Below are 17,652 nucleotides of genomic sequence, written 5' to 3' on the forward strand. Positions count from 1 at the left end.
GTGATCGCAGCGGGAAGGTTCCGTATTCTAGTGACTGCGCGCCCGCTCACTGTCGCCGCTCACTGTCCCCCTAACCGTCCCCGCTGCGCAGCCGGTGATACCAGTTCATCAGCGGCGTGGCGGAGACGCCGTGAATCACCACCGAAGCGGCGACCACCGACAACGTGAGCGGCGCCAGCGGAACGACGTCCGCCGCCGCGCCGTGTTCGAGCGCATACGCGAGGTAGTAGAACGAGCCGATGCCGCGTATGCCGAACCAGCTCATCAAACGCCGCTGCGCGGGCGTCGCGCTCGATCCGATCAGCGACAGCTCCACCGCTACCGGCCGCACGAGCAGAAACAGCGCGGCGCCGAGCGCCACCGTCCGCCACGTGACGAGCGGCGCTTGCAGCGTGGCGAGCACGTTGCCGACCATCGCCATGACCGCGACTTCGGCGATGCGTTCGAGTTCGATCGTGAAGCCGAGCACCGACTCCGCCATATACGCGTGCGCCTTGCTCGGGTTGGCCGCGGTTGCGTCGACGTCCTCGGAATCCACAGTGCCGATCGCCCGGCGAGGCGAGACCGCGCCGCTCGCGCGATGCTCGACGCGGCGCATCGCGACGCCTGCCGCGAACACGGCCAGAAAGCCATAGGTATGCGCGAGTTGTGCCGTACCGAACGAAAGCTCGATCAGACCGAGCGCGAAAAAGCCTTCGAGACCGAGCGCCTGCGCATGGCGCGTGCGCAGCCAGGCGACCGCGTGCGTCGTGGCCCAGCCGAGCAGGGCGCCGATCGCGATCGCGCCCGCCACGCCCCATGCGATGCGGCCCGCGAGTTCGAGGTTCAGCACCTCGGACGCATCGGCGCCTGGCGCCGCGCATAGAGCGAGGCCGAGCAGCGCGAAGGGCAGCGCGATGCCGTCGTTGAGGCCGCCTTCGCCGGAGAGCGCGAAACGCAGCAGGTCGTGATCGCCGGGGTCGCGCACCTGCACGTCGTGTGCGAGCACGGGATCGGTCGGCGCGAGGATCGCCGCGAGCAGCAGCGAGGGGCCCCAACCGAGTTGCAGGACGTACACGCCGAAGAGCGTCAGCAGCGGAATGGTGGCGAGCATCGCGAGGAAGCCGAGGCGCAGCGGCACGGTCCAGAGTTTTTCCAGCACGCCCAGGCGCAAGCGCAGGCCGATGGCGAACAGCGACACCAGCAGCGCGACTTCGGTGATCGTGCGCAGCAGATGCGCGTCGGCCACCATATCGAGGTGCAACAGGCCGAGGCCGGGCGATGCGAGCGCGTAGCCGATCGCGAGGTAGAACATGGCGGCGCTGACGGGCAGGCGCCGCAGTGTCGTCGCCGCCACGCCCATGAAGACGAGCACCGCGCCGACGATGAGAAACCACAACGTTTCGTGCATGAGGATCCGGTGAGAGCCGGCGTGCGGATGACGCATGCCTGGCCGATTGAAAGACGCGCGCGGAAAACGCGCCGCGCCAGCGCGCGTCGGGGCATTCTTCAGGACACGCGTCGCACTCGCTGCGCATTAAACCGCATCAAGCCGCATCAAGCCGCATCAAGGCGCGCGTCCGAACGCCTCGCGCAACTTGCGCTTCGCCTGTTGCAAGGTACTGCGGCGCGTCTTGGGCAAATTCCTGCCCGCGCGATTGATATAGAAGTTCAGCATCGACATCGCCGACTGGAACGGCGTGCCCTTGCGACGGCGGCTTTTCGTCGACGACTGCTTGAGCGATTGCGCAATCTCCTGGGCATTGCCGGTTTTGAAAATATTGTGTTCGAGGTCCATCGCGTCGCTGGTTTCCATCACGTGATGCGACCACTTGCGCGGACTCTTCGCGCCGCCTCCGTTGGCTGTTTTGGCGCGATGCGCCGCGTGCGCATGCGCATGGCGTTGGCGTGGCGGTCGTCCTGACTTGCCGCGCGCAACCGGGCGTTTCGATTTGCCGGTGGCTTTCCGGGTGGCCATGATTTCGCCTCCTTGTCAGGCTGGCTTCGCGCTCGTCTACCGTCGATCGCCGATGCGGCGATTCGCTAAGGCGAAGTGAAATGCGCCGGCTGCCGCCCAGGCGGCGAGCCGGCGCATGAAAAGCGGACGGGTGCCGAAACTCGACTTTCGTCGCACCCGTCCGCGATTGGCGTGCGGGTTACAGCTTCACCCCGCCGGCCTCCGGCGCATCCGACGCTCCGGGAGGAATGTCGCCGACGCCCACGTCGTCGCGTCGCGTGAACCGGTCGCGGCCCCAATAAGGTTCGGTGCCGTAGTACTGGTGCACGCTCGTGGCCCAGCTCTGATCCGCCATCGAGGGCCAGTGATCCTTGTCGAAGCCCGGTGCGGTCTTCACGCGTTCAGCCGTCATGTTGAGCACGAAGCATTTCTGGTCCGTGTCGAGCGTCAACGCGCTCCAGGGAATCGCCAGCAGCTTGTCGCCGATGCCGAGGAAACCGCCGCTCGACATCACCGCGTAGGCGATGCGGCCCGAGCGCACGTCGAGCATGATGTCCTTGATGTTGCCGATGTCCTCGCCGTCGCTGCTGAGCACGGTGTTGTCGTCGAGGGTATCCGCCGCCATCACGTCGGGGCCCGGACCTTCCGCGGTCGCGGCGCCCTTGCCGACGATACGCGCGCCCTGGCTTTGCCCTGCGCCGCCTTGCGTCTGTGTTTGATGGACCATGATGAGCCTCCTCTAAGGGTTGATGATGTATGCGGGACCCAGCAACGCGCGTTCCTTCCAGGCGGCTTGTCCCACGGCCGCCCATGACGAAAGTGAGTTGCGCCGCGTATGAGAACGTCTGAAATCCAGGCAGGGCGAACGCGTAAAGCATGCTGACGCGTTTGCAATTATTTCGTCGGAATGGACGGACTGAACTGATGATTGCACCGCTACCGCAAGGCTTCATTGCGTGGTTCATTGCGGTGAAACGTTCAGCCGTCTTCTCCCACTTCGGCGGGGTCCGGCAGTTCGGGCAGATCGCGATCGTCGGTCGGCGGGGCGGGTTGGCCGTGATCGTTTTCCGATGCCGGTGCGTTGGCTGCGTCGTCGGGTGTCGGCTTGGCTTGCATTGTTTTCTCCCTGAGGAACGTGGCGACGAAGATCACGCACGCCGCATGCCAAAGCCATTCGCGCCGCCGCCGCGTTCGTGCGAGGCATACCCCTTGCTGAATGCTGGACACACAGTGCGAGCCGCCGCGGTGGCGGTACACAAGGTTCATTCGCGCATGGAGGCAAGTGGCAACAACCGGTATTGCTCCGGCTGTATCGATGCGAGCGATGCATGCAGTGTGACTTTCGTCATGAAGTCATGAAGAGAACGCGCATGCAGGGCGGCATCGGGGAGAACGATCATGGTCCAACGAATTCATTACCAGATGAATATCTGCGGTGGCGATTTCAGTCACGTGCGCGAATGCTTTCGCAACTGGAAGTCCGAGACGCTCATATATCGCAGGAACCAGCGGATGTTCGAGGGGAAACAGGAAGTGCGGCCGTTGTCGGAACGCGTGTTCGATAACGGCGAAGTCGCGCACGAGGCGCTCGAACGCGTATGCGGGCCGCGCGATCCTTACGCGCTAGCCGCCGAGATTCACGATGGCGAGCGCGACGTGTGGCTCGTGATGGCCGCGTTCGAAGAAGAGGCTTGATGCGCTTTCGCGCCGGGTGAAGCGCCGGCGTCTTTACGCTTGCGCGCCACGCGCGACTTCTTCAGCAACGCGGTGAGCGAACCGTTGACGCTGTCGGCCACTTCCGCCTCGCGCGCCTTGCGGCCTTTCGCGCCCGACTGACGCGCCCGTTTCGCCGCGCGCTTCTCCGCCCGCGCGAGCAATGCGGCGAACGCCGCTTCATCCACTTTCAATCCCCGGCGCGTCTTGCCCTCCGGCAAGCAGCGCAATTCGTCGGCTTCGAACGCGCTGATCACGGCCGGGTGAATGTAGCAGCGCCGGCATACGGACGGCGTGTTGCGCAGCAAGTCCGCGACGTCCTTGACGGTGGCGACGAGGTGGCGGCGCGCTTCCGCCGCGCTGCTGCATACCAGCCGTCGCAGCGCGGCCATCGCGTAGACGCTGCCGGCCCACGTTCGATAGTCCTTCGCGGTGAAGTCCGCGCCGCTCGCGCGGCGCAGATAGTCGTTGATATCGGTCGAGCCTACCGTGCGGCGCGTGCCGTCCTCGTCGAGATACTGGAACAGGTCGTGTCCGGGCAGTTCGGCGCAGCGCCGAACGATGCGCTTGACGCGCGGATTGTTCACCGTGACCTCGTGTTCGATGCCGCTCTTGCCGCGAAACTTGAAGCGCAAGTGGCCTGCCTCGATCTTCACGTGCTTTTTACGCAGCGTCGTCAAACCGTACGACTGGTTCTCGCGCGCGTACTCCACGCTGCCGATGCGAATCAGCGTCGTGTCGAGCAACTGCACGATCGCGGCGATGACCTTGTCGCTCGGCATGCCGGGGCGTTTCAGATCGCGTGCGACGCGCGCGCGGATGCGCGGCAACGCGCGGCCGAACTCGGCCAGGCGCTCGTATTTGTCGGCATCGCGCGTCTCGCGCCAGCGCGGGTGATAGCGATACTGCTTGCGTCCGCGTGCGTCGCGCCCGGTCGCCTGGAGATGGCCGCGCGGGTCGGGACAAATCCACACGTTCTCGTAAGCCGGTGGAATCGCGAGCGCATTGATGCGTTGGATTTCGTCTTCGTCCTCGATGCGTTGGCCGTCGACGTCGAAATACGCGAAGCCGTCCTTTTCACGCTGGCGCGTATAGCCGGGCCGGCTGTCGTCCGCGTGCCGCAAGCCCGGCGGCATGGCGGCCGCCGTCGCTTGCCGCGCGCTGTCGGCGGCGCGTTCGCGCTCGGGGGGTCGTTGCAACGGCTTGATGGTGGCGGCCATGGTCGCGGGTAGAAGTTTCAAGCGTGAGGCGCGCTGTGCGCCGGTGAATGGCTAGAGCAAGGTCGATGCCTGCCGCCCGTTTCGCGCGCCGTGGCACGAGCGGGCGGAACGGTCCTTGCGAACCTTTGCTACGCGTCATCAACAGACCAAGGAGATCGTCATGAGCAGCACGCTGAATCCCGATGAAGAGCCGCAAAACGTCGTCAAGCCCACCGCGGGCACGACGGGCGAACTCGGCCCGAGCGATTCGTCCGACAGCGGCAGCGATATCGCCGGCGCCAAGCGTCATGAATTCGATGTCGACACCGAGCTGGACAACCATGCGCTCGAGACCGGCGAGGCCGAACTCGGCAGCGACACCGACCGCGCCGGCACCGGCGAGCGGGCGGCCGCCGACGGTGACTCCACGCTGGAGGCCGACCGCGACATCGAGCCCGACCGCATCATCGGCCCGGCCGACCCGCAGCTTACCGACGACGACGGCCTCGACGAAGATCCGAGCGGTGTCTAGCCGTCGACAAGAACGAGCGGTTCCCGCGTGTTGCGACCAGCGGCAACGCGAGCGCCGCGTCGAGCCGCGCCGCGCCGGCAAGCGCGGCCCGACGCCGAGGCGCTGCGGTCGAACGCGTGGAGCTAGCACGTCGACAATAGGCACATCTTTTGCTGATCCAGCAGCAAGCAGGGGACCACGCCGCGCGCTACGCCTGGTCCCGCACTAACGAAGGAGAGCATGCATGGCAAACACGTTGAATGGTTACAAGGTAGCGGTACTCGCCGTGGACGGTTTCGAACAGGCCGAGTTGATCGAGCCGAAACGCGCGCTCGCCGAGGCGGGCGCGACGGTGCACGTCATTTCCGCGAAGCCCGGCAAGATCCAGGGATTCAGGCACGTCGACAAAGGCGACACCGTGGAGGTGGATGCCACGTTCGACAAGGCGAGCGCGGACGACTACGACGCCGTGGTGCTGCCAGGCGGCGTGGTCAACGGCGACGCGATCCGTTCGCTGCCGCAGGCGCAGGCTTTCGTGAAGGCCGCCGATAGCGCGAAGAAGCCCATCGCGGTGATCTGCCACGGCACGTGGTTGCCGGTCTCGGCGGGGATCATCAAGGGACGCACGGTGACGAGCTGGCCGAGCCTGCAGGACGATATTCGCAACGCCGGCGGCACGTGGGTGGACAAGGAGGTCGTGGAGGACGGCAATCTGATCAGCAGCCGCAAACCCGACGACATTCCCGCTTTCAACAAGACGCTGATCGCGCAATTGGCGAAGCGGCACGCTGCCTAGGCGAGCTGCGATGCGCGAGGCGCGCGCCGGTTGCCATGCCGCGCCCCGTCGACCATCGAGCTTGCGCGCCGGCTCCGTCGAACAGGGAGAAAATGCATGAAACCCAAGTATTCCCTACAAGTGATGACCGTGGCGCTGGGCCTGGCCGTGGCATCGATCGGCACCGCGCATGCGCAGGCGAGCGACGCCCCGGCCAGTGAAGCGCCGGCCGGCGGCACCGTGCTTTCGCCGGCGGATCAGCAGTTCATGCAGAACGCCGGCCAGGCCGACGCCACCGAAATCGCCGCCAGCAAGATGGCGCTGAAGAATTCAAGCGATCCGAAGGTGAAGCAATTCGCGCAGCAGATGATCGACGAGCACATGAGACTCTCGCGCAGCATGGCGGTGCTCGCCGCGAAGAAGCGGCTCCCCGCGGCGCCGGCCGCCGACTCCGCGCTGGTCGGTAAACTGCAGACGCTCAAGGGCAAGGAGTTCGATCAGGCCTACGTCGAGCAGATCGGACTGGAAGCGCATCAGAGAGCGGTCGACCTCTTCGAGCAGGAAGGCCGCAGCGGCACCGACGCGCAATTGAAGGCCGCGGCGCAGCACGCGCTGCCCACCATCAAGCATCATCTTGCGATGGCGCAGCAACTCGCCGGCGCCATGAAGGGTTCGCCATGAGCGCAATCCTGCCGCGGCCGGCCTATGAGGATTCCCTTATGCAGATCACCTTTCCCGACGACGAACCGACCTTCGACGGAGCGAATCTGAGGGTGCGCTTCACCGCGCGTGTCGAAGGCGAGCCGGTTGTGTGCGAGATCACCGCTGAGGCGCTGGAAGATCATTTCGGCGCCGAGTCCTTGCTGGAAGGCGCGCTGATGGCCGCCTTCGAGCGCGGCCGCCATCGCATCCGTTCGGTCTGCGCGGAAGCGCTCGACCAGAACGGCGGCGAAAGCGTAGTGTTGCATAGCGGACTGTTCAGGGTGGAAGGCATGGACCCGGATTGCGGCACCGCGGGGTAGCCCCGGTGCATGCCGGCCGCGCGCTGGGCGGAGCGACACAGCGCGGCGGCATGGTCCGCAGACGCCATTAACGATGCAAGGAGGCCTCATGTCACTCATCGTCGCAGCGCGCTTCACGACTTTCCCCGCCGCCGAGGAAGCGGCGCAAAAGCTCTTCAACGCAGGGTTCGTCGAAGAAGACGTCACCCTGTTTTTCGTCAATCCGCGCGGCCAGCACGCGCGCTATCCGATCGGCGGCGATAGCGCCACCGATCCGGGCGCGAAGGGGGCGCCCAAGGGCGCGGGTCTGGGCGTCACCATTGGCGCCGTGGTCGGCGCGGTGGTGGGCGTCGGCATTTTCGCGGCGTTTTCCGCGCCGTTTATCGTCTCGCTGATCGCGGCCGGCGTCGGTGCCTACGTCGGATCATTGATGGGCGCGATGGCGCGCACCGCCCTCGACGGCGAGAAAAACGGCTTTCCACCCGTCCACCATGAGTTGCGCGATTCGGGCGTGCTCGTCGCCGTGCATGTTTCGCCCGACAATCAGCTCGACGCCGCGCGCGTCTTGCGCGAAGCGGGGGGCGCGGCGATCGAGCGGGCAAGCGGGCGCTGGCAGCAAGGACGCTGGGCCGATTTCGATCCGCTCAAGGAACCCGTGCCGCTCGACGAGTACAGCGAGAAGCGCGCCTGATCGGGACTGCGCAGACCGGAAGTTCGCGCGCGTCAGCTTGCGGGCAAGCGCAGGCACGTCTGATGCGGGTAGCAACAGCGAACGCCGTTGCCGCACGCAAGTGCCTGGCTGCGGATTCGACGATCAACGAAACCCAGGAGGTATTGAATGGCTACGAACGTTGTTTCCGTGCTGAACGATCTGATCGAAACGTCGAAGGACGGCGAGAAGGGTTTCCGCAAGGCCGCCGAGGATGCGCACGATCCGCAATTGAAGACGGTCTTCGTGTCGGCGGCCGACGCCTGCGCGCTCGGCGCGCGCGAACTGCAGGACACGGTTCAGGGTCTGGGCGGCAAGCCCGAGACGGGCGGCAGCGTGGGCGGCGCCTTGCATCGCGGCTGGGTCGACGTGAAGTCGGCCGTGGCCGATCGCAGCGATCACGCGATTCTGGTGGAATGCGAGCGGGGCGAGGATGTCGCGAAGAAGCGCTATCACGACGCGCTCGAAAAGGAGCTGCCGCTGGACGTCCGCGCGATAGTCGAGCGGCAATATCAGGGCGTGCTGCAAAACCACGACCGCGTGCGCGCGCTGCGCGATCAGTACGCGGCGGCTAACCGGTAATCGACGCTGTTCAGGGCGGCCGGCGCGTTGTCCGGCGCCGGCCGCATGAACGGAAAGCCGTCCGCGTGACGGCTTTTTTACTGGAACGCCTTGTTCAAACGAAAAAAGCGCCGGCCAGAAGCCGGCGCCTTGTCTTCGATATCGGCGCTCGTTGTCGATCCCGATCTTATTCGGCGGCGACCTTGAGATGGTTCTTCACGCTCGTCACGCCCTTCACGTTCTGCACGACCTCTTCGGCCGCGGAACGCTCCTCGGCCGACGGCACCGTCCCCGTGAGCGAAACGACGCCCTTGCGGGTCTTCACGTGGATATGGGTCGACTTGAGGTTCTTCGTCGCCAGCAGATCGGCCTTGGCCTTGGTGGTGATGGTGCCGTCGCTGATGTGCTCGCCCATGGTCTCGGACGCTACCGGCCGGATCGAGTCGTTCGTTTGCGCGCTCACGTTCAAGGCGAAGGCGACACATGCGATGCTGCCAGCGGTCTTCAGGACTTGAATGGTCTTCATGTTTCTTTCTCCTTCTGGTGTTGATGAAAATTGCGGTCTTGTTACCTGCGATCGATCGCGGCGAAAAACCGCCGATGAGTCGCGTGGGGCCGTTGCCGCTACGGTTCCTTCCGGGCCCCCGTTATCGACACCGGACATTGCCGCGCTCCTGGGTAGCGCGCTGCGCTTCATGCGCGCAGCCATGTCCGTCCACATCGTGCCTTTCCGCAATCTTCATGCCCGTAGGCGAGGGCGCGCCGTCATCGCGCGTGCGGAGGCATGCCGGGGTTCGTCGATGAACGGACAAGCGAGCGGCAGCCCTGTCGGGCGCGTCTTCGCGCGCGATGCCGGGACGCGGACCGGAAATTGCCGGGTGCTTGTAAAAATGGCGCTCGCGGCCTGCGCAATTCGCGCGCCCGAAAAAAGCAAAGCGTAGGAAAAACAGGGCGTTGCGCGAGTTGGTATGACAGTTGCTCTGAAGAGGTCACTCACCACGATCAGCTCATTAACGGGACCTCACTACAATGCCTTCAATTGAACTACGCACAAGGCAGTCTCTCGCACTCACGCCGCGTCTGCAGCAATCCGTGCGTCTGTTGCAGTTGTCGTCTCTGGAGTTCCAGCAGGAGTTGCGCACGGCGCTCGACACTAATCCGTTCCTCGAATACGACTCGTCGGAGACCGAGGATGTGGCGCTTGCCGGCGCCACGCCCGACGAGGACGGCGCCGGCGTGCTGCCGGTGGCCGATACGGTCGCCGCCGTCGAGCCGGACCCGTTGCCGGCTGAGAGCGCCGTCAGCGAGACGCTGGAAAGCGCGGGCCAGGACGAGATGCCCGGCGACTTTTCCGGCGATTACAACACCCGTGGTTCGACGCGCCAGAACGGCGATTCGGACGGCAGCGATCCCGCCGAATGGGCGCGCTCGCAACCGACCTTGCGCGAGCAGTTGCACGACGCGCTGCGCCTCTATCGGCTCGACGATCGCGACCGCGCGGTGGCGCGCTTCGTGATCGAGGCGCTCGACGACGACGGCTATCTGCGCCAGGATCTCGCGGACCTCGCCGACAGCGTCGATCTCGAACCCGAACTGACCGAGGAAGAATTGCTCGTCGCGCTGCGGCTCGTGCAGTCGCTCGACCGTCCGGGCCTCGGCGCGCGCTCGTTGTCCGAGTGTCTGCTGCTACAGGTGAACGCCTTGCCCGCCGACACGCCGGGGCGCGACGTGGCGCGGCAAATCGTCGAGCATCATCTGGAACGGCTCGCGCGCCGCGAACAGGCCGAACTGCAAAAGCAGATCGGCTGCAGCGCCGATGAATTGCGGGTGGCCTGCGCGCTGGTGCGCAAGCTCGATCCGAAGCCGGGCAATTGCTACGGCCGTACCGAAGACAACTACGTGGTGCCGGACGTGATCGTGCGCCAGGTGCGCAACAAGTGGGTGGTGACGATCAACCCGGCGGTGCAGCCGCGCGCGCGCATCCACCGCATGTATGCGGAACTGTTCGCGCAGTCGGCCGGCGCGAGCCGCTCGCCGCTCGCGCAGCAGTTGCAGGAGGCGCGCTGGCTGATCCGCAACGCGCAGCAGCGCTTCGATACGATTCAGCGGGTGGCCGAATGCATCGTCGCGCATCAGAAGGCCTTCTTCCAGTACGGCGAAATCGCGCTCAAGCCGATGGTGCTGCGCGACGTGGCCGATGAACTCGGCCTGCACGAATCCACCATCTCGCGCGCCACCGGCAACAAATATATGGCCACGCCGCGCGGCATTTTCGAATTCAAGCATTTCTTCCCGCGCGAACTCGGCACGGAAAGCGGCGGCACCTGCTCGGCCGCGGCCGTGCGCGCGCTGCTCAAGGAAATGATCGCCGCGGAAAACACGCGCGATCCGCTCTCGGACGTCACGCTGGCCAGGATGCTCGCCGATCAGGGGGTGCTGGTGGCGCGCCGCACGGTAGCGAAATACCGGCATCTGATGAAGGTGCCGCCGGCGGAACTACGCCGCCAGATATAGGCGCACCTCGCCCCGTGCAAACGGGGCCGCGCTGAAGGGCCACGCGAGGCTGATTGATCGCGTGGCTTTTTTTCGTCCTTGCGCGGGGTTGCTCCATCGTCGCTGGACGTTTGGCACCCGCCCCATTACATTGGCGGCTTCGGTTGAACGGGATGAGCGCAATGAAGTACTCGAATCTGGTCGAGCGTTTGCAAGGCAGGCGCACGTCCGCGTGGGAAATCCATCGCGCCGCGTGGGAAGCGCTCGCGCGGGGCGAGGACGTCATCGTGCTGAGCGTGGGCGACCCCGACTTTCCCACGCCCGCGCCGATCGTCGAGCGCGCGGTCGAGGCCTTGCGCGAGGGCGACACGCATTACAGCGCGGTGTCGGGCCGCGAGCCGGTGCGCGCGGCGATTGCCGCGGAACACGCGCGCATGACCGGTTGCGAGGTCAGCGCCGCCAACGTGATTCTCACGGCGGGCGCGCAGAACGGCGTGTTCGCCGCGTCGCTGTGTCTGCTCGAAGCGGGCGATGAAGTGATCGTCCCCGAGCCGATGTATCTCACCTATGAGGCTTGCGTGCGTGTCGCGGGCGCGACGCTGGTGCCGGTGCCGGTCGATGCCGCGCGAGCGTTTCACGTCGACTGCGACGCGCTCGAAGCAGCCGTCACGCCGCGAACCAAGGCGATTTTCTTCGCGACGCCCTGCAATCCCACCGGCGTGGTGACGCAGCGCGCCGATCTCGAACGCATCGCGCGGCTCGCCTGCGAGCATGATCTGTGGGTGCTGTCGGACGAGGTCTACGCCGATCTTACGTTCGAGCGCGAGCATGTGAGTATCGCCGCGTTGCCCGGCATGGCGGAGCGCACGGTGACGCTCGGCAGTCTGTCGAAATCGCATGCGATGGCGGGCTGGCGCGTCGGCTGGGCAATCGGACCCGCGGTGCTGATCGAGCACATGGGGCGGCTGGCGCTCGCGATGCTGTATGGCTTGCCGGGCTTCATCCAGGAAGCCGCGCTGACGGCGGTGCGGAACAAGGCGCACATTGCCGCCGAGATGCGCGACATTTACCGGCGCAGGCGCGATGTGGTGTTCGAGCGACTGCGCCGCGTGCCGGGCTTGCGTTGCCTGCTGCCGGAAGCCGGCATGTTCATGATGGTCGACGTCAGCGGCACCGGCCTCGATACGGTTGATTTCACGTGGCGGCTATTTCGCGCGCAAGGCGTGTCGCTGCTCGACGCGAGCGCTTTCGGCGAGACCGCGAATGGCTTCGTGCGCTTGGGCTTCGTGGTCGACGAGGCGCAGCTCATCGACGCATGCGAGCGGATCGAGGCGTTCGTCGTGGGGTTGAATCGCGCGTAAGCGTTTCATTCGACCGCGGATGGAAGCGGGCGGCGGCTGTTTTTATCCGCGCTGCCGGGCTCATCGGCGAGCTTCGCCGCGGGCCGTTGACCGCTATAATTGACGCGTCCCTGGACGGCACCGACTCTCGACGGCACGTTCACGCGCTTCATCCATGCCGCGTCCCAGGCTGCTGTTTTCCACCTCGTTGTGCTTTGATAACCGGCTTCGCCAAACGCTGCCCATGCCCTTCGCCCCGATCCAGTCCTTCACGCGCAAACGACTCTCCGACGTCGTGTCCGACCAGATCAAGCAACTGATCTCGGACGGCTCGCTGATGCCCGGCGACCGCCTGCCGGCCGAACGCGATCTGGCCACGCAACTCGGCGTGTCGCGGCCTTCGTTGCGCGAGGCGCTGATCAGGCTGGAGGCGGACGGTTATATCGAAACGTCGGGGCGGGGCGGCTTCACGGTGGTCGACGTCACCGCGCCGATCATCTCCAAGCCGCTCGCCGAACTGTTGCTGCAAAACCCGCGCACCAGCGCCGATATTCTGGAGTTGCGCCAGGGGCTCGAATCGATTTCGACGGCGTATGCCGCCGAGCGCGCCAGCGCCGCCGACCTGAAAAAAATCACCCGTGCATTCGAGGCGTTGAAGGCCGGCTCGCTGTCGCGCGACCGCGTGAATCTGGCGGAACTGGACGCCGCGTTCCATCTCGCGATCGCCGACTCCACCCATAACATCGCGCTCGCGCACGTGATGCACGGCATCCATACGCTGATTCGCGAAGGCATGCGCCAATACCATCGGCTGATCGATTACGACGACGCGATGGAGAAACAGTTGATGAGCCAGCACCAGGCCATCTACGACGCCGTCATGGCCCGCGACCCGCAAAAGGCGCGCAAGGCCACCGAGCGTCATCTGGCGTATGTGCGCGAGATGTATAAGGAAGACGCCGCGAAGTCTTCGTCGAGCGTGGTTTCCTGACCCGCCGTGCCTGGCCGCGCCCCGGCGGCCTTCATCGACAGGTGAGCGGTTGCGGCGCTTCGCCTTCAATCTTCTCCAGCCCGATTTCAGATTGACGCCTCGCGGGGACTTCCCTATAGTTCGTGGTCAGACCAACATTACCAGTCTTGCTGCCGGGCGATGCGGAACCGGACAGGGCGGCTGTTTATCTCCCCAATGAACTTATGAAAGTCGCGCTGTTTATCCCGTGTTTCATCGACGCGTTCTATCCCGAGGTGGGGATCGCCACGCTCGAATTGCTCGAACGCTTCGGCATCGAGGTCGATTATCCGCAGGAGCAAACCTGCTGCGGCCAGCCGATGGCGAACAGCGGCGCGCACGCCGAGGCAGCCGGCGCCGAGCGGGTGTTCGTGCGCAACTTCGCCGGCTACGACTATATCGTCGGGCCGTCGGCAAGCTGCATCCATCACGTGCGCGAGCATCTCACCGCGCTCGAACAGACCGACGAAGTCAAAAAGGTCCGCGCCGGCGCCTACGAACTCGTCGAGTTTCTGCACGACGTGGTCGGCGCGCGCGAATTTCCGTGGGCCGAGTTTCCGCATCGCGTGGGTCTGCACAACAGTTGCAGCGCGTTGCGGCATCTGAAGGAAGCGTCGGTCTCGGAAGTGGCGTGCACGCCGTTCTCGAAGCCGCGCACCTTGCTCGAAGGCGTGAAGGGCATCGAATTCGTCAAGCTCGCGCGGCCCGACGAATGCTGCGGCTTCGGCGGCACGTTCTCGGTGACCGAGGAGCCGGTATCGGTGCGCATGGGGCAGGACAAGGTTCGCGATCATCTGAATGCGGGCGCCGAATACATCGTGTCCGGCGACATGTCGTGCCTGATGCATCAGCAAGGCTGTGCGGAACGCATGAAAGCCGACGCGCGCTTCATCCACATCGCGCAGGTGCTCAACGGAGCGCGCGCATGAGCCGGATCGATCACGCGAAAGCCGCTGGCGCGTTCATCAAGAAGACGGAGCACGTCGCGTTTCACGACAAGCGTCTGTGGGATTTGCGCGAGAAGCGCGATGCGCAGGCGCACGGTATCGCCGAATGGGAGACGCTGCGCGAACTCGCGTCGGGCATCAAGGAACACACGCTCTCGCATCTGTCCGATTACCTCGAACAGTTTGCCGCGGCAGCCGAGGCCAATGGCGTGGTAGTGCATTGGGCCGCGACAGCGGAAGAGCACAACGCGCTGGTGCACCAGATCATGTCGGAGCGCGGCATGACCACGCTCGTCAAAAGCAAGTCGATGCTCACCGACGAATGCAAGATGCGCGAATATCTCGAACCGCGCGGCATCACGGTGATGGAGACCGATCTCGGCGAACGCATCCAGCAGCTCGATCATCAGGACCCGAGCCATATGGTGGTGCCGGCGGTCCATAAACTGCGCGCCGATGTGGCCGAACTGTTCGGCCGCACCATCGGCACCGATCCGGGCAATAGCGACATTCACTATCTCGCGGAAAGCCAGCGCATGAATACGCGGCCGTACTTCGTGCGCGAGAAAACGGCCGGCATGACCGGCTGCAATTTCGCGGTGGCGGAGACGGGCACGGTCGTCGTGTGCACGAACGAGGGCAACGCGGATCTGTCCGCGAACGTGCCGCCGTTGCATATCGCGTCGATCGGCATCGAGAAGCTGATTCCGAAGGTGTCGGATCTCGGCGTATTCGTCCGCATGCTCTCGCGCAGCGCGCTCGGCTCGCCGATCACGCAGTACACCTCGCATTTTCGTGCGCCGCGTCCGGGCACCGAAATGCATTTCATCCTGGTCGACCACGGCCGCTCCGAGCGGCTCGCCATGGAAGACTTCTGGTACTCGCTCAAGTGCATTCGCTGCGGCGCGTGCATGAACACATGCCCGGTGTACCGGCGCAGCGGCGGCTTGTCGTATGGGGGCACCTACTCGGGGCCGATCGGCGCGATCATCAATCCGACCTTCGATCTGAAGCGCTATAGCGCGTTGCCGTTCGCATCGACGCTCAATGGCAGTTGCACGAACGTGTGTCCGGTGAAGATCAATATTCACGAGCAGATCTACAAATGGCGGGCGGTGATCGCCGAGCGTCACGAAGTGCCGTTCGTGAAGCAGGAAGTGTTGAAGATGGCGGGGCGGCTGCTGGCGAGCCCGACCTTGTATCGCGCGACGGTGTCGTCGATGGGCAGCGCATTGCGGCGGCTGCCGAATTTCGTGCTGTATAACCCGCTCAATATCTGGGGCAAGCAACGCGAGTTGCCCGAGGCGCCGAAGCTGACCTTCCACGCCTGGTACAAGAAAAATCGTGGAGGCGGCGATGGCAACGCGTGAGGCTTTTCTGGCGAAGGTGCGGCAGGCCCAGCCGAGCGCGCGGCCGCGGCCCGAGGTGCCGTTGTTCAACGCGGCAGGCGGTGATTTGCGCGCGCGTTTCGCCGCGGCGTTGCAGGCAATGGGCGGTCACTGCGTCGAGGCGGCCGCGGCCGGCGACGTGCTTGCGTTGATCCGCGAGCGATTCGGCGATGCCGCGTCCGTGACATCCGCGACACCGGAAGTGCCCGGCACGCGTGACCTGACAGCCGACACGGAGCCGGCCTCGCTGCAAGACATCGACGTCGGCGTGGTGCGGGCGCGCTTCGGCGTCGCCGAGACCGGATCGGTGTGGTTGAGCGAACGCGAGTACGTGGTCAACGCGCTCGGGTACATCGTTCAGCATCTCGTGGTGCTGCTCGATCCGGCGCAATTGCTCGACGGTTTGCAGGACGTGTATCGACGCGACGATTTTCGCGAGGCGCGGTATGCGGCGCTGGTTACTGGTCCCTCGGCAACGGCGGATATCGAAGGCGTGCTGATTCGGGGCGCGCAGGGAGTGCGGTCGTTGACGGTGGTGTGGGTGGCGCAGCCGCGAAAGGGTTAGCGGACGGCTCGGCTGCCACGCCCATACGATCTCTCCGTGACGACGTGCTATACTCACCTCGTGAGCGGTATTGGATTTTTTATTTGTTTATAATCAAACGGTTGCGGGTGCTTTAAGCCGAACATGATGAGCGGAGTTTGCCATGTATCTCGAAGACCGGCTCAAGATAGCGATTGCCAAGCGAGCGTCCGACGTGTTCCTGCGGACCGACTTCGCACGTCTCGGCAGCGAGGCGCAGCTTGGCCGGGCGCTGCGCAGTCTGATCGAGAGCGGGGTCATCGTTAAGCTCGGCGTCGGCGTGTACGCAAAAGCCAAGCGCAGTGTTCTCTCCGGCGAGCCTATTCCGGTTCAGCCGGTTGAAGTTCTGGCTGAAGAGGCTCTCGGCAGGCTGGGCGTAAAGGTCTATCCGAGCAAGCAGGTCGAGTTGTACAACGCGGGAAAAACGACCCAACTGCCCGCGGCAACCGTGGTCAATACCGGCAATCGCCGCATCGTGCGGAAACTGGGTTTCGGCAAGAAAACTGTTCAATATGAAAATAATCTCAGAAGAACAGAAAGAGCTTATTGATTCCATTACGGCGGAGGGACTCGCTGGAAATCTCTCCGCGTTTGTTCTCGAGAAAGACATCCATGTCACCGACGCGTTGCACGCGTTGGCGAGACTGCGGCATCCGCACATTCAATTTGTGTTTTGCGGCGGAACGAGTCTGTCGAAAGCCCACGGCCTGATCGAGCGAATGTCCGAGGACGTCGACTTGAAGGTCATCCTCCGGGGCGACCACGGGCTGTCGCAAAGTGGTGTGCGAAACCATCTCAGCCAACTGAAAGACGCCGTCATCAAGGCGATGACGGCCATAGGCTTTGGCGCAATCGAAGAAGAACAGCGTGCACTGAACGGAAACCGTTACTTCGCGTCGGGCTGGCACTACAAGTCACGCTATACCACGCACACCAGCTTGCGGCCTCATTTGAGTCTTGAGTTGACAGTGCGCACGCCGAGCTTCGCCGTCGTGCGGAAACCTCTCGGGTACCTGACAGACCGTTGGGCGAATCGTGAGGGCGAGCCAACTGAGATGTCGTGTGTCGCCGTTGAAGAAACGCTTGCGGAGAAAGTCCTGTCGTTTTTGCGGCGTCACGCGGAACACCGCGCTGGCGTACGCGAGAAATGGGATCAGGCGTTGGTGCGCCACATCTACGACGTCCATTGCATCGTCTGCTCGAATGCTGAATTGGTCGATCGGGCGGCTGCCCACTTCAAGGACTGTGTCGAATACGACCGCGGGGAGTTTCACCGGCACGCGTCGTTCGTTGAGAACCCGAAGCAATGCATGACGGCGAGCCTGATCACGGCGGAAACAGAAGAGCAGACGAAGCGCGAATACCAGCATGTGCTGCTGCCGCTAATCTATGGAACGGTCCGGCCTACTTTCGAAGAGGCATTCGCGGTATTCAAGCAGGCCTCGACCAAGCTTCTGGCGGCGCTTTGACAACACACATCGTGCATT

Annotated in this window: 22 protein-coding genes; 15 read left to right on the forward strand and 7 right to left on the reverse strand. The window is 64.5% G+C overall.

What is annotated here, in order from left to right; all coding sequences use genetic code 11:
* Positions 1–70: 70 nt before the first annotated feature.
* The 5 genes from CUJ90_RS29860 to CUJ90_RS33070 all read right to left on the reverse strand — a co-directional run bounded on the left by CUJ90_RS29860 (position 71) and on the right by CUJ90_RS33070 (position 3,336).
* Entirely contained in the window at positions 71–1,390 is a 1,320-nt protein-coding gene (locus tag CUJ90_RS29860) for a cation:proton antiporter (RefSeq protein ID WP_073429973.1), read from the reverse strand.
* 156 nt (positions 1,391–1,546) lie between these two features.
* On the reverse strand, positions 1,547–1,957 hold the full coding sequence (locus tag CUJ90_RS29865) for a DUF3175 domain-containing protein (RefSeq protein WP_073429972.1): 411 nt from the start codon (positions 1,955–1,957) through the stop codon (positions 1,547–1,549).
* A gap of 178 nt (positions 1,958–2,135) precedes the next feature.
* Positions 2,136–2,663: a PRC-barrel domain-containing protein gene (locus CUJ90_RS29870; RefSeq protein ID WP_073429971.1), complete on the reverse strand. Its 528-nt coding sequence runs from the start codon at positions 2,661–2,663 to the stop codon at positions 2,136–2,138.
* Positions 2,664–2,914: 251 nt separating this feature from the next.
* Entirely contained in the window at positions 2,915–3,052 is a 138-nt protein-coding gene (locus CUJ90_RS32955; RefSeq protein WP_167363305.1) for a hypothetical protein, read from the reverse strand.
* 146 nt (positions 3,053–3,198) lie between these two features.
* Positions 3,199–3,336, reverse strand: coding sequence for a hypothetical protein (locus CUJ90_RS33070; RefSeq protein ID WP_159442574.1), 138 nt, complete (start codon positions 3,334–3,336; stop codon positions 3,199–3,201).
* Between CUJ90_RS33070 and CUJ90_RS29880 the strand changes: the two genes are divergently transcribed.
* Entirely contained in the window at positions 3,335–3,631 is a 297-nt protein-coding gene (locus tag CUJ90_RS29880; RefSeq protein ID WP_073429969.1) for a hypothetical protein, read from the forward strand. The genes CUJ90_RS33070 and CUJ90_RS29880 overlap by 2 nt on opposite strands.
* Here CUJ90_RS29880 and CUJ90_RS29885 read toward each other — a convergent pair.
* Positions 3,574–4,869 (reverse strand): DNA topoisomerase IB, encoded by a 1,296-nt coding sequence (locus CUJ90_RS29885; protein ID WP_073429968.1) that lies wholly within the window; start codon positions 4,867–4,869, stop codon positions 3,574–3,576. The two genes, CUJ90_RS29880 and CUJ90_RS29885, sit on opposite strands and share 58 nt — an antisense overlap.
* A 160-nt stretch (positions 4,870–5,029) precedes the next feature.
* Here CUJ90_RS29885 and CUJ90_RS32960 point away from each other — a divergent pair, with 160 nt between their 5' ends.
* From CUJ90_RS32960 to CUJ90_RS29915, 6 genes are all read left to right on the forward strand, one after another.
* Positions 5,030–5,380: a chemotaxis protein gene (locus CUJ90_RS32960; RefSeq protein WP_073429967.1), complete on the forward strand. Its 351-nt coding sequence runs from the start codon at positions 5,030–5,032 to the stop codon at positions 5,378–5,380.
* Between the two features lie 223 nt (positions 5,381–5,603).
* The gene (locus CUJ90_RS29895) at positions 5,604–6,155 is read left to right on the forward strand and encodes a type 1 glutamine amidotransferase domain-containing protein (protein ID WP_073429966.1); all 552 of its coding nucleotides are present in this window, start codon (positions 5,604–5,606) and stop codon (positions 6,153–6,155) included.
* Between the two features lie 96 nt (positions 6,156–6,251).
* Positions 6,252–6,815, forward strand: coding sequence for a DUF4142 domain-containing protein (locus CUJ90_RS29900; RefSeq protein WP_073429965.1), 564 nt, complete (start codon positions 6,252–6,254; stop codon positions 6,813–6,815).
* A complete protein-coding gene (locus CUJ90_RS29905) occupies positions 6,812–7,156 on the forward strand; it encodes a DUF1488 family protein (RefSeq protein ID WP_073429964.1) in 345 nt (114 codons plus the stop codon). Before CUJ90_RS29900 ends, CUJ90_RS29905 begins: the two co-directional genes overlap by 4 nt.
* Positions 7,157–7,244: 88 nt before the next feature.
* On the forward strand, positions 7,245–7,826 hold the full coding sequence (locus CUJ90_RS29910) for a hypothetical protein (RefSeq protein WP_073429963.1): 582 nt from the start codon (positions 7,245–7,247) through the stop codon (positions 7,824–7,826).
* Positions 7,827–7,973: 147 nt separating this feature from the next.
* Positions 7,974–8,426, forward strand: a complete 453-nt coding sequence (locus CUJ90_RS29915) for a PA2169 family four-helix-bundle protein (protein ID WP_073429962.1) — start codon at positions 7,974–7,976, stop codon at positions 8,424–8,426.
* A 166-nt stretch (positions 8,427–8,592) separates the two neighbouring features.
* Here CUJ90_RS29915 and CUJ90_RS29920 read toward each other — a convergent pair whose 3' ends face one another.
* A complete protein-coding gene (locus CUJ90_RS29920) occupies positions 8,593–8,931 on the reverse strand; it encodes a BON domain-containing protein (RefSeq protein WP_073429961.1) in 339 nt (112 codons plus the stop codon).
* Positions 8,932–9,434: 503 nt separating this feature from the next.
* On the opposite strand from CUJ90_RS29920, the gene CUJ90_RS29925 reads away from it, so the two are divergent.
* From CUJ90_RS29925 to CUJ90_RS29960, 8 genes are all read left to right on the forward strand, one after another.
* On the forward strand, positions 9,435–10,919 hold the full coding sequence (locus CUJ90_RS29925) for an RNA polymerase factor sigma-54 (RefSeq protein ID WP_073429960.1): 1,485 nt from the start codon (positions 9,435–9,437) through the stop codon (positions 10,917–10,919).
* Positions 10,920–11,080: 161 nt separating this feature from the next.
* On the forward strand, positions 11,081–12,259 hold the full coding sequence (locus CUJ90_RS29930; RefSeq protein ID WP_114164496.1) for a pyridoxal phosphate-dependent aminotransferase: 1,179 nt from the start codon (positions 11,081–11,083) through the stop codon (positions 12,257–12,259).
* A 223-nt stretch (positions 12,260–12,482) separates the two neighbouring features.
* Positions 12,483–13,229, forward strand: coding sequence for a FadR/GntR family transcriptional regulator (locus CUJ90_RS29935; RefSeq protein ID WP_073430016.1), 747 nt, complete (start codon positions 12,483–12,485; stop codon positions 13,227–13,229).
* Positions 13,230–13,432: 203 nt separating this feature from the next.
* Positions 13,433–14,176, forward strand: coding sequence for a (Fe-S)-binding protein (locus CUJ90_RS29940; RefSeq protein WP_073429959.1), 744 nt, complete (start codon positions 13,433–13,435; stop codon positions 14,174–14,176).
* A complete protein-coding gene (locus tag CUJ90_RS29945) occupies positions 14,173–15,564 on the forward strand; it encodes a lactate utilization protein B (RefSeq protein WP_073429958.1) in 1,392 nt (463 codons plus the stop codon). The genes CUJ90_RS29940 and CUJ90_RS29945 overlap by 4 nt, the downstream gene beginning before the upstream one ends.
* On the forward strand, positions 15,551–16,147 hold the full coding sequence (locus CUJ90_RS29950; protein WP_083086356.1) for a LutC/YkgG family protein: 597 nt from the start codon (positions 15,551–15,553) through the stop codon (positions 16,145–16,147). Before CUJ90_RS29945 ends, CUJ90_RS29950 begins: the two co-directional genes overlap by 14 nt.
* Positions 16,148–16,289: 142 nt before the next feature.
* Positions 16,290–16,715, forward strand: a complete 426-nt coding sequence (locus CUJ90_RS29955; RefSeq protein WP_083086358.1) for a DUF6088 family protein — start codon at positions 16,290–16,292, stop codon at positions 16,713–16,715.
* Positions 16,678–17,634: a nucleotidyl transferase AbiEii/AbiGii toxin family protein gene (locus CUJ90_RS29960; protein WP_114164497.1), complete on the forward strand. Its 957-nt coding sequence runs from the start codon at positions 16,678–16,680 to the stop codon at positions 17,632–17,634. The genes CUJ90_RS29955 and CUJ90_RS29960 overlap by 38 nt, the downstream gene beginning before the upstream one ends.
* Positions 17,635–17,652: the final 18 nt, after the last annotated feature.

The organism is Paraburkholderia terricola, assembly GCF_003330825.1.
Lineage (GTDB): Bacteria > Pseudomonadota > Gammaproteobacteria > Burkholderiales > Burkholderiaceae > Paraburkholderia > Paraburkholderia terricola.

What these genes read in the sequence shown, in the direction of transcription:
- CUJ90_RS29860 (WP_073429973.1), bottom strand. Translation starts at nt 1,390, where the DNA reads ATGCACGAAACGTTGTGGTTTCTCATCGTCGGCGCGGTGCTCGTCTTC.
- CUJ90_RS29865 (WP_073429972.1), bottom strand. Translation starts at nt 1,957, where the DNA reads ATGGCCACCCGGAAAGCCACCGGCAAATCGAAACGCCCGGTTGCGCGC.
- CUJ90_RS29870 (WP_073429971.1), bottom strand. Translation starts at nt 2,663, where the DNA reads ATGGTCCATCAAACACAGACGCAAGGCGGCGCAGGGCAAAGCCAGGGC.
- CUJ90_RS32955 (WP_167363305.1), bottom strand. Translation starts at nt 3,052, where the DNA reads ATGCAAGCCAAGCCGACACCCGACGACGCAGCCAACGCACCGGCATCG.
- CUJ90_RS29880 (WP_073429969.1), top strand. Translation starts at nt 3,335, where the DNA reads ATGGTCCAACGAATTCATTACCAGATGAATATCTGCGGTGGCGATTTC.
- CUJ90_RS33070 (WP_159442574.1), bottom strand. Translation starts at nt 3,336, where the DNA reads ATGATCGTTCTCCCCGATGCCGCCCTGCATGCGCGTTCTCTTCATGAC.
- CUJ90_RS29885 (WP_073429968.1), bottom strand. Translation starts at nt 4,869, where the DNA reads ATGGCCGCCACCATCAAGCCGTTGCAACGACCCCCCGAGCGCGAACGC.
- CUJ90_RS32960 (WP_073429967.1), top strand. Translation starts at nt 5,030, where the DNA reads ATGAGCAGCACGCTGAATCCCGATGAAGAGCCGCAAAACGTCGTCAAG.
- CUJ90_RS29895 (WP_073429966.1), top strand. Translation starts at nt 5,604, where the DNA reads ATGGCAAACACGTTGAATGGTTACAAGGTAGCGGTACTCGCCGTGGAC.
- CUJ90_RS29900 (WP_073429965.1), top strand. Translation starts at nt 6,252, where the DNA reads ATGAAACCCAAGTATTCCCTACAAGTGATGACCGTGGCGCTGGGCCTG.
- CUJ90_RS29905 (WP_073429964.1), top strand. Translation starts at nt 6,812, where the DNA reads ATGAGCGCAATCCTGCCGCGGCCGGCCTATGAGGATTCCCTTATGCAG.
- CUJ90_RS29910 (WP_073429963.1), top strand. Translation starts at nt 7,245, where the DNA reads ATGTCACTCATCGTCGCAGCGCGCTTCACGACTTTCCCCGCCGCCGAG.
- CUJ90_RS29915 (WP_073429962.1), top strand. Translation starts at nt 7,974, where the DNA reads ATGGCTACGAACGTTGTTTCCGTGCTGAACGATCTGATCGAAACGTCG.
- CUJ90_RS29920 (WP_073429961.1), bottom strand. Translation starts at nt 8,931, where the DNA reads ATGAAGACCATTCAAGTCCTGAAGACCGCTGGCAGCATCGCATGTGTC.
- CUJ90_RS29925 (WP_073429960.1), top strand. Translation starts at nt 9,435, where the DNA reads ATGCCTTCAATTGAACTACGCACAAGGCAGTCTCTCGCACTCACGCCG.
- CUJ90_RS29930 (WP_114164496.1), top strand. Translation starts at nt 11,081, where the DNA reads ATGAAGTACTCGAATCTGGTCGAGCGTTTGCAAGGCAGGCGCACGTCC.
- CUJ90_RS29935 (WP_073430016.1), top strand. Translation starts at nt 12,483, where the DNA reads ATGCCCTTCGCCCCGATCCAGTCCTTCACGCGCAAACGACTCTCCGAC.
- CUJ90_RS29940 (WP_073429959.1), top strand. Translation starts at nt 13,433, where the DNA reads ATGAAAGTCGCGCTGTTTATCCCGTGTTTCATCGACGCGTTCTATCCC.
- CUJ90_RS29945 (WP_073429958.1), top strand. Translation starts at nt 14,173, where the DNA reads ATGAGCCGGATCGATCACGCGAAAGCCGCTGGCGCGTTCATCAAGAAG.
- CUJ90_RS29950 (WP_083086356.1), top strand. Translation starts at nt 15,551, where the DNA reads ATGGCAACGCGTGAGGCTTTTCTGGCGAAGGTGCGGCAGGCCCAGCCG.
- CUJ90_RS29955 (WP_083086358.1), top strand. Translation starts at nt 16,290, where the DNA reads ATGTATCTCGAAGACCGGCTCAAGATAGCGATTGCCAAGCGAGCGTCC.
- CUJ90_RS29960 (WP_114164497.1), top strand. Translation starts at nt 16,678, where the DNA reads ATGAAAATAATCTCAGAAGAACAGAAAGAGCTTATTGATTCCATTACG.